This is a genomic window from Micromonospora sp. CNZ295, assembly GCF_004217535.1.
Genome location: NZ_SHKZ01000001.1, coordinates 395,029 through 407,061, shown reverse-complemented (window position 1 = coordinate 407,061; position 12,033 = coordinate 395,029). Strand labels below are relative to the sequence as shown.

22 protein-coding genes are annotated in these 12,033 nt (G+C 69.0%); all 22 read left to right on the top strand.

Annotated features, from left to right (window positions below):
• Positions 1-12 precede the first annotated feature (12 nt).
• The 22 genes from rplB to infA all read left to right on the top strand — a co-directional run bounded on the left by rplB (position 13) and on the right by infA (position 11,961).
• Entirely contained in the window at positions 13-852 is an 840-nt protein-coding gene (gene rplB, locus EV376_RS01905) for a 50S ribosomal protein L2 (protein WP_130320436.1), read from the top strand.
• A 12-nt stretch (positions 853-864) separates the two neighbouring features.
• Positions 865-1,146 (top strand): 30S ribosomal protein S19, encoded by a 282-nt coding sequence (gene rpsS, locus EV376_RS01900; RefSeq protein WP_091125151.1) that lies wholly within the window; start codon positions 865-867, stop codon positions 1,144-1,146.
• 40 nt (positions 1,147-1,186) lie between these two features.
• Positions 1,187-1,660 carry a 50S ribosomal protein L22 gene (gene rplV, locus EV376_RS01895; RefSeq protein WP_130320435.1) on the top strand — a complete coding sequence of 158 codons (474 nt, stop codon included), beginning with the start codon at positions 1,187-1,189 and terminating at the stop codon, positions 1,658-1,660.
• Positions 1,660-2,514 carry a 30S ribosomal protein S3 gene (gene rpsC / locus EV376_RS01890; protein WP_130320434.1) on the top strand — a complete coding sequence of 285 codons (855 nt, stop codon included), beginning with the start codon at positions 1,660-1,662 and terminating at the stop codon, positions 2,512-2,514. The genes rplV and rpsC overlap by 1 nt, the downstream gene beginning before the upstream one ends.
• Positions 2,515-2,517: 3 nt before the next feature.
• Positions 2,518-2,943: a 50S ribosomal protein L16 gene (rplP, locus tag EV376_RS01885; protein WP_007465292.1), complete on the top strand. Its 426-nt coding sequence runs from the start codon at positions 2,518-2,520 to the stop codon at positions 2,941-2,943.
• On the top strand, positions 2,943-3,179 hold the full coding sequence (gene rpmC, locus EV376_RS01880) for a 50S ribosomal protein L29 (protein ID WP_012015118.1): 237 nt from the start codon (positions 2,943-2,945) through the stop codon (positions 3,177-3,179). Before rplP ends, rpmC begins: the two co-directional genes overlap by 1 nt.
• Positions 3,176-3,451 (top strand): 30S ribosomal protein S17, encoded by a 276-nt coding sequence (rpsQ, locus tag EV376_RS01875; RefSeq protein WP_091594945.1) that lies wholly within the window; start codon positions 3,176-3,178, stop codon positions 3,449-3,451. Before rpmC ends, rpsQ begins: the two co-directional genes overlap by 4 nt.
• A gap of 100 nt (positions 3,452-3,551) precedes the next feature.
• Entirely contained in the window at positions 3,552-3,920 is a 369-nt protein-coding gene (gene rplN, locus EV376_RS01870; RefSeq protein ID WP_089244879.1) for a 50S ribosomal protein L14, read from the top strand.
• On the top strand, positions 3,917-4,237 hold the full coding sequence (gene rplX, locus EV376_RS01865; protein WP_207228005.1) for a 50S ribosomal protein L24: 321 nt from the start codon (positions 3,917-3,919) through the stop codon (positions 4,235-4,237). The genes rplN and rplX overlap by 4 nt, the downstream gene beginning before the upstream one ends.
• Positions 4,237-4,806: a 50S ribosomal protein L5 gene (rplE, locus tag EV376_RS01860; RefSeq protein ID WP_130320432.1), complete on the top strand. Its 570-nt coding sequence runs from the start codon at positions 4,237-4,239 to the stop codon at positions 4,804-4,806. Before rplX ends, rplE begins: the two co-directional genes overlap by 1 nt.
• 1 nt (position 4,807) lies before the next feature.
• The gene (locus tag EV376_RS01855) at positions 4,808-4,993 is read left to right on the top strand and encodes a type Z 30S ribosomal protein S14 (protein ID WP_007073023.1); all 186 of its coding nucleotides are present in this window, start codon (positions 4,808-4,810) and stop codon (positions 4,991-4,993) included.
• A 94-nt stretch (positions 4,994-5,087) separates the two neighbouring features.
• The gene (rpsH, locus tag EV376_RS01850) at positions 5,088-5,495 is read left to right on the top strand and encodes a 30S ribosomal protein S8 (protein ID WP_130320431.1); all 408 of its coding nucleotides are present in this window, start codon (positions 5,088-5,090) and stop codon (positions 5,493-5,495) included.
• A gap of 16 nt (positions 5,496-5,511) precedes the next feature.
• Positions 5,512-6,054 (top strand): 50S ribosomal protein L6, encoded by a 543-nt coding sequence (rplF, locus tag EV376_RS01845; protein WP_130320430.1) that lies wholly within the window; start codon positions 5,512-5,514, stop codon positions 6,052-6,054.
• Positions 6,051-6,440 (top strand): 50S ribosomal protein L18, encoded by a 390-nt coding sequence (rplR, locus tag EV376_RS01840; protein WP_130320429.1) that lies wholly within the window; start codon positions 6,051-6,053, stop codon positions 6,438-6,440. Before rplF ends, rplR begins: the two co-directional genes overlap by 4 nt.
• A gap of 34 nt (positions 6,441-6,474) precedes the next feature.
• Complete coding sequence (gene rpsE, locus EV376_RS01835) at positions 6,475-7,089, top strand: 30S ribosomal protein S5 (protein ID WP_130320428.1); 615 nt, start codon at positions 6,475-6,477, stop codon at positions 7,087-7,089.
• The gene (gene rpmD / locus EV376_RS01830; protein WP_130320427.1) at positions 7,089-7,271 is read left to right on the top strand and encodes a 50S ribosomal protein L30; all 183 of its coding nucleotides are present in this window, start codon (positions 7,089-7,091) and stop codon (positions 7,269-7,271) included. The genes rpsE and rpmD overlap by 1 nt, the downstream gene beginning before the upstream one ends.
• A complete protein-coding gene (gene rplO, locus EV376_RS01825) occupies positions 7,271-7,714 on the top strand; it encodes a 50S ribosomal protein L15 (protein WP_130320426.1) in 444 nt (147 codons plus the stop codon). The genes rpmD and rplO overlap by 1 nt, the downstream gene beginning before the upstream one ends.
• Before the next feature lie 230 nt (positions 7,715-7,944).
• The gene (secY, locus tag EV376_RS01820; protein ID WP_130320425.1) at positions 7,945-9,273 is read left to right on the top strand and encodes a preprotein translocase subunit SecY; all 1,329 of its coding nucleotides are present in this window, start codon (positions 7,945-7,947) and stop codon (positions 9,271-9,273) included.
• Positions 9,274-9,927: an adenylate kinase gene (locus EV376_RS01815; RefSeq protein WP_130320424.1), complete on the top strand. Its 654-nt coding sequence runs from the start codon at positions 9,274-9,276 to the stop codon at positions 9,925-9,927.
• Between the two features lie 83 nt (positions 9,928-10,010).
• Positions 10,011-10,856, top strand: coding sequence for a type I methionyl aminopeptidase (gene map, locus EV376_RS01810; RefSeq protein ID WP_130320423.1), 846 nt, complete (start codon positions 10,011-10,013; stop codon positions 10,854-10,856).
• 63 nt (positions 10,857-10,919) lie between these two features.
• Positions 10,920-11,507 carry a DUF1707 SHOCT-like domain-containing protein gene (locus tag EV376_RS01805; protein WP_130320422.1) on the top strand — a complete coding sequence of 196 codons (588 nt, stop codon included), beginning with the start codon at positions 10,920-10,922 and terminating at the stop codon, positions 11,505-11,507.
• Positions 11,508-11,739: 232 nt separating this feature from the next.
• Positions 11,740-11,961, top strand: a complete 222-nt coding sequence (infA, locus tag EV376_RS01800; RefSeq protein ID WP_007073013.1) for a translation initiation factor IF-1 — start codon at positions 11,740-11,742, stop codon at positions 11,959-11,961.
• Positions 11,962-12,033: the final 72 nt, after the last annotated feature.

Genomic DNA, 12,033 nt, shown 5'->3' with positions numbered 1-12,033 from the left:
GGGGTGTAGACAATGGCTATCCGTAAGTACAAGCCGACGACGCCGGGCCGGCGTGGCTCGAGCGTCGCCGACTTCGCCGAGATCACCCGGTCGACGCCCGAGAAGTCGCTGCTGGCTCCGCTGCCCAAGAAGGGCGGTCGCAACGCCCACGGCCGGATCACCACCCGGCACCACGGTGGCGGCCACAAGCGGCAGTACCGGATCATCGACTTCAAGCGGGTCGACAAGGACGGCGTGCCGGCGAAGGTCGCGCACATCGAGTACGACCCGAACCGCACCGCGCGGATCGCGCTGCTGCACTACCTGGACGGCGAGAAGCGGTACATCATCGCGCCGAAGGACCTGAAGCAGGGCGACGTCGTCGAGTCCGGACCGAGCGCCGACATCAAGCCGGGCAACAACCTGCCGCTGCGCAACATCCCGGTCGGCACCACGATCCACAGCGTGGAGCTGCGCCCGGGCGGCGGCGCCAAGCTGGCCCGTTCGGCCGGCGTCGGCATCCAGCTGCTCGGCCGCGAGGGCGCGTACGCGACCCTGCGCATGCCGTCCGGTGAGATCCGGCGCGTGGACGTGCGCTGCCGCGCCAGCATCGGCGAGATCGGCAACGCCGACCAGTCGAACATCAACTGGGGTAAGGCCGGCCGGATGCGGTGGAAGGGCAAGCGACCCACCGTCCGTGGTGTCGCGATGAACCCGGTCGACCACCCGCACGGTGGTGGTGAGGGCAAGACCTCCGGTGGTCGCCACCCGGTCAACCCGCAGGGTAAGCCCGAGGGCCGCACCCGTCGTAAGGGCCAGCCGAGTGACCGGCTGATCGTCCGCCGCCGCTACGCCACGCGTAAGCGCGGCTGAGGGAGATAAGACATGCCTCGCAGCCTGAAGAAGGGCCCGTTCGTCGACGACCACCTGATCAAGAAGGTGGAGACGCAGAACGACAAGGGCACGAAGAACGTCATCAAGACCTGGTCGCGGCGCTCGACGATCATCCCCGAGATGCTGGGCCACACGATCGCGGTGCACGACGGACGCAAGCACGTCCCGGTGTTCGTGACCGAGGCGATGGTCGGGCACAAGCTCGGCGAGTTCGCGCTGACCCGCACGTTCAAGGGTCACGAGAAGGACGACCGGAAGAGCCGCCGGCGCTGACGCCGCGGGCATACGGATAGAGGAACAAGGGGTTACAGCGATGCCAGGAAAGGGCGACGCTCCGGTGCTTCCGGGCGCGCGGGCGGTTGCGCGGTACGTGCGCATCTCGCCGATGAAGGCGCGCCGGGTGGTCAACCTCGTCCGCGGCCTGCCCGCGAAGGAGGCGCTCACGGTGCTGCAGTTCGCGCCGCAGGCCGCGAGCGAGCAGGTGTACAAGGTGCTCGCGAGCGCGATCGCCAACGCGGAGAACAACGAGCGGCTGGACCCCGACGCGCTGCTCGTCAGCGAGGCGTACGTGGACGAGGGCCCGACCATGAAGCGGTTCCAGCCGCGGGCGCAGGGCCGGGCGTACCGGATCCGGAAGCGCACCTGCCACATCACCGTCGCGGTTGAGGCGGTGGCTCCGGCCGCGCCGAGGAAGGCGGCCGGGAAGAAGGCGGCGGCGACGAAGGCGGCCCCGGAGGCGCAGGCCGCGCCGGCGGAGACCGAGAGCAAGACGGAGGGTGCCGAGTAATGGGTCAGAAGGTTCACCCGCACGGGTTCCGGCTCGGCATCTCGACCGACTGGAAGTCGCGCTGGTTCGCGGACAAGCTCTACAAGGACTACATCGGCGAGGACGTCAAGATCCGCCGGATGATGTCCAAGGGCCTCGAGCGCGCCGGGATCTCCAAGGTCGACATCGAGCGCACCCGGGACCGGGTCCGCGTCGACATCCACACCGCCCGGCCGGGCATCGTCATCGGCCGTAAGGGTGCGGAGGCCGACCGGATCCGCGGCGAGCTCGAGAAGCTGACCGGCAAGCAGGTCCAGCTCAACATCATCGAGGTGAAGAGCCCCGAGTCGGACGCGCAGCTCGTGGCGCAGGGCGTCGCGGAGCAGCTGTCCAGCCGGGTCAGCTTCCGCCGGGCGATGCGCAAGGCCATGCAGTCCGCGATGAAGAACCCGGTCTGCAAGGGCATCCGGGTCCAGGTCTCGGGCCGTCTCGGCGGCGCCGAGATGAGCCGGACCGAGTTCTACCGCGAGGGCCGGGTCCCGCTGCACACGCTGCGGGCCAACATCGAGTACGGCTTCTTCGAGGCCCGTACCACCTTCGGCCGGATCGGCGTGAAGGTCTGGATCTACAAGGGCGACGCGGTGCCGGGTCGGGAGACTCCGGCCGAGGCTCCGTCGCGCCCGCGCCGTGAGCGCGGCGACCGCCCCGAGCGGCCGCGCCGTGGTCGGTCCGGCTCGTCCGGCACGACCCCCGGTGGCACCGAGGCCGGCCGGGCCGCCGCGACCACCATCGCGCAGCAGGCCGAGACGCCGAGCGGCGAGCCGGTGGATGCGTCCGCCGTCGCCGCCGCGGCAGAACCGCAGCAGGAGGGCTGACAGATGCTGATGCCGCGCAAGCCCCCGAAGGGCTTCCGCAAGCCGCACCACCCGGACCGCAGCGGCGCGTCCAAGGGTGGTAACCGGGTGGTGTTCGGCGAGTTCGGGATCCAGGCTCTCGAGCCGGCGTACGTGACCAACCGTCAGATCGAGTCGGCGCGTATCGCGATGACCCGCCACATCAAGCGTGGCGGCAAGGTCTGGATCACGATCTTCCCGGACCAGGCCCTCACCAAGAAGCCGGCCGAGACCCGGATGGGTTCCGGTAAGGGTTCGCCCGAGTGGTGGGTCGCGAACGTGAAGCCGGGGCGGGTCCTCTTCGAGATGTCCTTCCCCAACGAGCAGATCGCGCGTGAGGCCATGCGCCGCGCGATCCACAAGCTCCCGATGAAGTGCCGGATTGTTACGCGCGAAGTGGGTGAATCCTGATGGCAGCGGGCGTTAAGGCCGCCGAGCTGCGTGAGCTCTCCGAGGAGGAGCTGGTCACGAAGCTGCGCGAGGCCAAGGCGGAGCTGTTCAACCTCCGCGTGCAGGCCGCAACCGGGCAGCTGGACAACAACCGGCGGCTGCAGGTCATCCGTCGGGAGATCGCCCGGATCTACACGATCATGCGTGAGCGCGAGCTGGGGCTCTCGGCCGCGCCGACTGAGGTGACTGCAGGATGAGCGAGAACACCACCGCCAGCGCGCGGGCCCGTCGCAAGGTGCGTGAGGGTCTCGTGGTCAGCGACAAGATGGAAAAGACCGTCGTCGTCGAGGTCGAGGACCGGGTCAAGCACGCGCTGTACGGCAAGATCATGCGCCGTACCAGCAAGCTGAAGGTCCACGACGAGCAGAACTCCGCCGGCATCGGCGACCGGGTCCTGATCATGGAGACCCGGCCGCTCTCGGCCACCAAGCGGTGGCGGCTCGTGGAGATCCTCGAGAAGGCCAAGTAGCGAAGGCTCAAGCCCACCCGGCGTTGGCCGGGGGGCGCAGGTTCCGCCAGGCTCCGGCCGCCGCGTGCGGCCGGAGAACCGGCAGACATAGGAGATAGACGTGATTCAGCAGGAGTCGCGACTGCGCGTCGCCGACAACACGGGTGCCCGGGAGATCCTGTGCATCCGGGTGCTCGGTGGCTCCGGTCGGCGCTACGCAGGCATCGGCGACGTCATCGTGGCCACCGTCAAGGACGCGATCCCGGGTGCCGGTGTCAAGAAGGGCGACGTCGTCAAGGCTGTCGTCGTTCGCACCGCCAAGGAGAAGCGGCGGCCGGACGGCTCGTACATCCGCTTCGACGAGAACGCCGCCGTCATCATCAAGGACGGCGGGGACCCGCGTGGCACCCGTATCTTCGGCCCGGTGGGCCGCGAGCTGCGGGACAAGCGGTTCATGAAGATCATTTCTCTCGCGCCGGAGGTGTTGTGACCGTGAAGGTCAAGAAGGGCGACACGGTCGTCGTCATCGCCGGCAAGGACAAGGGTGCCAAGGGCAAGGTCATCGCGGCCTACCCGCGGCAGGACAAGGTCCTGGTCGAGGGCGTGAACCGGGTCAAGAAGCACACCCGCATCAGCACCACCCAGCGTGGCGCCAAGACCGGTGGCATCGTCACCCAGGAGGCCCCGATCCACGTCTCGAACGTGATGGTCCTGGACTCCGACGGGAAGCCGACCCGCGTCGGCTACCGGATCGACGAGAACGGCCAGAAGGTCCGCATCGCGCGTAGCACCGGTAAGGACCTGTGATGACCACGGCTACCGAAACCAAGACCATGCCGCGCCTCAAGGAGCGGTACCGCAACGAGATCGTGGCCCAGCTGCGCGAGCAGTACAACTACGGCAACCCGATGCAGGTGCCGCGGCTGGTCAAGATCGTCGTCAACATGGGTGTCGGCGAGGCCGCCCGGGACGCCAAGCTGATCGAGGGCGCCGTCCGCGATCTGGCGACCATCACCGGCCAGAAGCCGCAGGTGCGGCGGGCGTCCAAGTCCATCGCGCAGTTCAAGCTGCGGGAGGGCATGCCGATCGGCGCGAAGGTCACCCTGCGCGGCGACCGGATGTGGGAGTTCCTGGACCGGCTGCTGTCGATCGCGCTGCCGCGTATCCGCGACTTCCGCGGCCTCGACGGGCGCAAGCTCGACGGGCACGGCAACTACACGTTCGGTCTGACCGAGCAGTCGGTGTTCCACGAGATCGACCAGGACAAGATCGATCGCCAGCGGGGCATGGACATCACGGTGGTCACCACCGCCACGACCGACGACGAGGGCCGGGCGCTGCTCAAGCTCCTGGGCTTCCCGTTCAAGGAGAACTGAGATGGCCAAGAAGGCGCTGATCCTCAAGGCGGCCGCGAAGCCGAAGTTCTCGGTTCGCGCGTACACCCGCTGCCAGCGGTGCGGGCGTCCGAAGGCGGTCTACCGCAAGTTCGGTCTCTGCCGGGTCTGCATCCGGGAGATGGCCCACCGCGGTGAGCTGCCCGGCGTGTCCAAGGCTTCCTGGTAATAGCCCGGCGCGCTCCGCGCGTCAGCTGCACTGTCTCTTCGCCGTAGGCCCGGGGTAGCCCCGGGAACCCCGGCGAGAAAGGTTGACGAGTTTAATGACGATGACCGACCCGATCGCAGACATGCTCACGCGTCTGCGTAACGCCAACCAGGCGTACCACGACCGGGTGACGATGCCCTACTCGAAGATCAAGGCGAACATCGCCGAGGTCCTCAAGTCCGAGGGGTACATCGCCACCTGGTCGGTCGAGGAGCCCGAGGAGGGCGCCGTCGGCAAGCGACTGGTCGTCGAGCTGAAGTACGGCCAGAACCGCGAGCGGAGCCTGGCCGGCATCAAGCGCGTGTCCAAGCCCGGCCTCCGGGTGTACGCCAAGTCGGGCGAGCTCCCGCGGGTGCTCGGCGGGCTGGGCGTGGCGATCATTTCGACGTCCCAGGGGCTGCTCACCGACCGGCAGGCCCGCAAGCGGAGCGTTGGCGGGGAAGTCCTCGCCTTCGTCTGGTAACGGGAGACAGGTAGAAATGTCGCGTATTGGACGTAAGTCGATCCCGGTGCCATCCGGCGTCGACGTCACGATCGACGGCCGGACCGTCAAGGTCAAGGGCCCCAAGGGCGAGCTCTCGCACACCCTGGCCGAGCCGATCACCATCGAGAAGGCCGAGGACGGGCAGCTGAACGTCGCCCGCCCGAACGACGAGCGCAAGGCCAAGGAGCTGCACGGCCTGAGCCGTACCCTGGTCGCCAACATGATCGTCGGCGTCACCGAGGGCTACCGTAAGAGCCTGGAGATCGCGGGCACCGGCTACCGGGTCACCGCCAAGGGCAAGGATCTGGAGTTCGCGCTCGGGTTCTCGCACCCGGTTCTGGTGCAGGCGCCGGAGGGCATCACCTTCACGGTGGAGAGGCCGACGCTGTTCCACGTGGCCGGCATCGACAAGCAGCTGGTCGGCGAGGTCGCCGCGAACATCCGGAAGATCCGCCCGCCGGAGCCCTACAAGGGCAAGGGCGTGAAGTACCAGGGCGAGGTCATCCGCCGCAAGGCTGGAAAGGCAGGTAAGAAGTGAGCGCCACGCTGCTCAAGCGCCGCCGCGGCGTCGCCGCCAAGCGCGCCGTCGGGCGTGCGCGCCGGCACTTCCGGGTCCGCAAGAACATCAGTGGTACGCCCGAGCGTCCCCGCCTGGTGGTCACCCGCTCCCTGCGGCACATCGTCGCCCAGATCGTGGACGACACCAAGGGTCACACCCTGGTGTCGGCCTCGACCCTGGACGCGTCGCTGCGGGGTGCCGAAGGCGACAAGAGCGCCCTGGCCGGCAAGGTCGGCGCTCTGATCGCCGAGCGGGCCAAGGCCGCTGGCATCTCCAAGGTCGTCTTCGACCGCGGTGGCAACCGGTACGCGGGGCGGGTCGCCGCGCTTGCCGACGCCGCCCGCGAAGCCGGGCTCGAGTTCTGACAAACCCCGTCACGAGAGAAAAGGAAGGCTGCTGATGCCAGGTCAACAGCGCCGTGGCGGCGGGTCCGGTGGCAACGAGGGTGGTCGCCGCGACAACCGCCGTGAGGGCGGCCGCGGAAACGCGCCCGTCGAGAAGACCCCGCACCTCGAGCGGGTCGTCGCGATCAACCGCGTCGCCAAGGTCGTGAAGGGTGGTCGTCGCTTCAGCTTCACCGCCCTCGTGGTCGTGGGCGACGGCGCCGGCACCGTCGGCGTGGGCTACGGAAAGGCCAAGGAGGTGCCCGCGGCGATCGCCAAGGGTGTCGAGGAGGCCAAGAAGCACTTCTTCAAGGTGCCGATGATCGGCACCTCGATCCCGCACCCGGTGCAGGGCGAGGAGGCGGCCGGCGTGGTGCTGCTCAAGCCGGCCTCGGCCGGTACGGGTGTCATCGCCGGTGGTCCGGTGCGTGCCGTGCTGGAGTGCGCGGGCATCCACGACGTGCTCTCCAAGAGCCTCGGCTCGTCCAACCCGATCAACATCGTGCACGCCACGGTGACGGCCCTGAAGGCGCTGGAGTCGCCCGAGGCCGTCGCGACCCGTCGTGGTCTGCCGGTCGAGGACGTCGCGCCGGCCGCCATGCTGGCGTCCCGGGCGGAGGTGGCGTCCTGATGGCTCGCCTGAAGGTCACCCAGGTCCGGTCCGACATCGGGGCCAAGCGCAACCAGCGTGACTCGCTGCGTTCGCTCGGCCTCAAGCGGATCAACGACGTGGTGGTCAAGGAGGACCGTCCGGAGATCCGCGGCATGATCTTCACGGTCAACCACCTCGTGAAGGTCGAGGAGGTCGAGTAATGACGATCAAGGTTCACCACCTGCGCCCGGCGCCCGGTGCCAAGACCGCCAAGACCCGGGTGGGTCGCGGTGAGGGCTCCAAGGGCAAGACCGCCGGTCGCGGTACCAAGGGCTCGAAGGCCCGGAAGAACATCTCGGCGGCGTTCGAGGGTGGGCAGATGCCCATCCACATGCGCCTGCCGAAGCTGAAGGGCTTCAAGAACAAGTTCAAGGTGACCTTCCAGGTCGTCAACCTGGACCGGCTCGCCGAGCTGTTCCCGAACGGCGGCCAGGTCGGCCCGGTCGAGCTGGTCGAGGCCGGTGCGGTCCGCAAGGGCCAGCCGGTCAAGGTGCTCGGGACGGGCGACCTCGGTGGGGTGGCGCTCCAGGTGTCGGCGCACGCGTTCAGCGCGTCGGCCAAGGAGAAGATCACCGCCGCCGGTGGCTCGGTCACCGAGCTGTAAGGCTGTCCGCCATGGCGCCCGCCCAGTTGTCCGCCAACTGGCGGGCGCCATGGTCCACCTGGGACGTGTGGTCCCGGTAATATCGGAATCGGTTTATGTAGCCGGGCACACCTGCCCGGACCGGGACCGGGCTGTTAGAGTCCGTTCCCAGCCATGGATACCGGGCGCCCGCCCGGCCACCCCGCCCCGCCAGGGACCACCGGCGGCCCGCCTCGCGCAGGAGGAAGAAGTTGCTGTCCGCCTTTCTCAGTGCGTTCCGTACGCCTGACCTGCGCAAGAAGATTCTCTTCACAGTAGGCATCATCGCGATCTACCGGCTCGGCGCCACGCTGCCGAGCCCCGGTGTGTCCTACGCCAACGTGCAGAAGTGTCTGGACACCCTGGAGAACGGCTCCACGGGCGTACTGAACCTGCTCAACCTCTTCTCGGGCGGGGCGCTGCTGCAGCTGTCCGTCTTCGCGCTGGGCATCATGCCCTACATCACCGCGTCGATCATCCTGCAGCTGCTGACCGTGGTGATCCCGCGGCTGGAGCAGCTCCGCAAAGAGGGTCAGGCCGGTCAGGCGAAGATCACCCAGTACACCCGCTACCTGACCCTGGGGCTGGGTGTCCTCCAGGCCTCGGCGTTCGTCGCGCTGGCCCGCTCGGGGCAGCTCTTCCAGAACCAGTGCGACCAGTTCCCGATCATCCCCGAGGGGACCGGCATCCCGGACTGGCTGACCCTGTCGCTGCTGGTGATGACGATGACCGCCGGCACGGGCGTGGTGATGTGGCTCGGTGAGCTGATCACCGACCGCGGCGTCGGCAACGGCATGTCCGTGCTGATCTTCACCTCGATCGCGGCCCGCCTCCCCAGCGAGGGCTGGCAGATCAAGCAGACTCAGGGCTGGGGCAAGTTCCTCCTGGTCATCGCGCTGGTCCTGCTCATCATCACCGCGGTCACCTTCATCGAGCAGGCGCAGCGCCGGATCCCGGTGCAGTACGCCAAGCGGATGATCGGCCGGCGGATGTACGGCGGCACCTCGACCTACATCCCGCTGAAGGTCAACCAGGCCGGCGTCATCCCGGTCATCTTCGGCTCGTCGCTGCTCTACCTGCCGCAGCTGGCCCTGCAGTTCTTCGACCCGAACAACCCGGGCAAGACCCAGGCGTGGATCCAGAACAACCTGGTCGACCCGACCAGCCCGATCTACATCTCGGTCTACTTCCTGCTGATCATCTTCTTCACGTACTTCTACGTCTCGATCACGTTCAACCCGACCGAGGTCGCGGACAACATGAAGAAGTACGGCGGCTTCGTGCCGGGCATCCGCCCCGGCAAGCCGACCGCCGACTACCTGGACTTCATCCTCAGCCGGATCACCCTGCCGGGCTCGCTCTACCTGGCCGCCATCTCGATCATGCCGAACTTCTTCTTCATCTGGCTCGACCGGCAGCAGTACCTGAACTTCCCGTTCGGCGGTGTCGCTGTGCTGATCATGGTCGGCGTCGGTCTGGAGACCACCAAGCAGATCGAGAGCCAGCTGATGCAGCGGAACTACGAAGGGTTCCTGCGGTAGATGAGACTCGTTCTGGTTGGCCCACCGGGCGCGGGCAAAGGCACGCAGGCCGAGTTCATCGCCGCGCACCTCTCGGTGCCGAAGATCTCGACCGGGGACATCTTCCGCTCGAACGTGTCGCAGGGCACGCCGCTCGGGGTCGAGGCGAAGCGGTACATGGACGCCGGCGAGCTGGTGCCGGACGAGGTGACCATCAACATGGTCCGGGAGCGGCTCGCCGAGCCGGACGCCAGCGAGGGCTTCCTCCTCGACGGCTTCCCGCGCACGACCCCGCAGGCCGCCGCGCTGGACAAGCTCCTCGCCGACCTCGGCACCGCGCTCGACCTGGTGCTGGAGCTGGTCGTCGACGACGACGAGGTGATCCGGCGGCTCTCCGGCCGGCGTACCTGCCGGGGCTGCGGCAAGATCTGGCACGTCGAGTTCGACCCGACCACCCGCGAAGGCATCTGCGACCGCTGCGGCGCCGAGCTGTTCCAGCGCGACGACGACAAGCCGGAGACCATCGCCACCCGCCTGCGGGAGTACGCGGACAAGACCGCGCCGCTGGTCGACTACTACGGCGCCCAGGGCAAGCTGGTGGGTATCGACGCCACGGGCCCGGTGGAGGACGTCACCGTCCGGGCCATCGACGCCCTGCGTTCGTACGGCGGCTGAGCTTCCCGGCACGGCGGATAGAGTGCGAGGAGCGGGGTACGCGATGACGTGCCCCGCTCTTCGGCGAGAAAGGTAGCCACCCGATGCGTCGTCCCCAGCTGGACATCCAGCTGAAGACCCCTGACCAGATCGAGAAGATGCGGGCCGCGGGGCTGGTCGTCGCTGAGGCGCTGCGCCGGATGCGGGAGGCGGTGGCTCCCGGTGTCAGCACCGCGGACCTGGACGCGATCGCCGAGTCGACCATCCGCGAGGCCGGGGCGGTCCCGTCCTTCAAGGGCTACCACGGCTTCCCCGCCTCGATCTGCTCCTCGGTCAACGAGCAGGTGGTGCACGCCATCCCGGCGCCGTCCCAGGTGCTCCGCGACGGCGACCTCATCTCCATCGACTGCGGTGCGGTGCTGAACGGCTGGCACGGCGACGCGGCGATCACCGTCGGCGTGGGCGACGTCGACCCGGCGCTGCTCCGGATGGCGGCCGTCGCCGAGGACGCCATGTGGGCGGGAATCGCCGCCGCCGCCCGGGGTGGGGCCAGCGGCAAGGGCCGCCTCACCGACATCTCCCACGCCGTCGAGACGGCGGTGCGCAAGGGCGGGCGGTACGGCATCGTCGACGGGTACGGCGGGCACGGCATCGGCACCGAGATGCACCAGGATCCGCACGTGCTCAACCACGGGCGCCCGGGCAAGGGGCCGCGACTGGTGCCGGGCATGGCGCTCGCCATCGAGCCGATGATCACGCTGGGCTCGCCCCGTACGGTCGAGTTGGCCGACGGGTGGACGGTGGTTACCCGGGACGGGTCGATGGCGGTGCACGTGGAGCACACCATGGCGCTGCTGCCCGACGGGGTCTGGGTGCTGACCGCTCCGGACGGGGGCCGGGAGCGCCTCGGCGACCTGGTCACCGCGCGCCAGCCGGCCCCCGCGGCCTGACCGGCCCGGCCTCGGCCGGTCCGGGTTCGCGGCGGCTGGCGGATCGGTGGCATCCTGGTACGCATGCAGGGGCGCGACGGGATGCGGGCGGCCGACGCCGACCGGCAGGCGGTTGCCGAACGGTTGCGGGTGGCCGTCGACGAGGGGCGCCTGGATCTGCACGAGTACGACGAGCGCCTGCAGCGGGCGTACACCGCCAAGACGTACGGCGAACTCGATTCGTTGCTCACCGACCTGCCCGCGCCTGCCGCGCCGGCCGCCTCGGGGCTGGCCGTCCCGGACGCGACCGTTCCCGCCGTGCCGGGCGGGACGGGCGGGGTGCCGGCTGTCGGCGGCCGCCCGGCCACCGCCCGGTGGCTCGCCGAGGTGTGGGAACCGTGGCTGAAGGTCGTGTCGATCGTGGTGACGATCTGGGCCGTCACGTCGCTCCTCTCGCAGGACCTCCTCTACTTCTGGCCCGGCTGGGTCGCCGGCCCGTGGGGCGCGGTGCTGCTGGTGCGTACGGTGTCCGGGATCACGTCGGGGAAGCCGGCACGGTGGGCGGCCGAGCGGGAGCGCCGGCGGCAACGGAAGCGGGAGAAGCGGGCCCGCAAGCGGGAGCGGCGGGCCGCCCAGCGGGAGGGCCGGGAGCTTCCTGGCGAATTGGGCTGAACGTCCCGTCCGCCGTGCGCCACCGCGCCGGTAATCGGCGGTCGGTTTGGCGGCGGCACGCAGGCGGGCGTACACTTTCTGATCGGCGCACAGCGTCCACTCCGGCATGCCCACCCTGCGCTTCGGTGGGAGTCGGAGCCGCGGCTGGCGCGGGCCAGCTGATCTCGATCAGTCACCCCGTGTAAGACGTTGTGGGCCGTCCGGAGTAACCGACGTCAGGACAGCGGAGGACATGCCGAAAAAAGACGGAGCCATCGAGATCGAGGGCCGGGTCATCGAGCCCCTGCCGAACGCCATGTTCCGCGTGGAGCTCGCGAACGGTCACAAGGTGCTGGCTCACATCAGCGGCAAGATGCGGCAGCACTACATCCGCATCCTGCCGGAGGACCGGGTCGTCGTCGAACTGTCGCCGTACGACCTGACCCGAGGGCGCATCGTCTACCGCTACAAGTAAGCCAAGCCTGACGGCGGCCGGGGGAGTCCCTGTCCGTCTTCGTCGCCCGGAGTCGCGCTCGCCGCGTCGCCG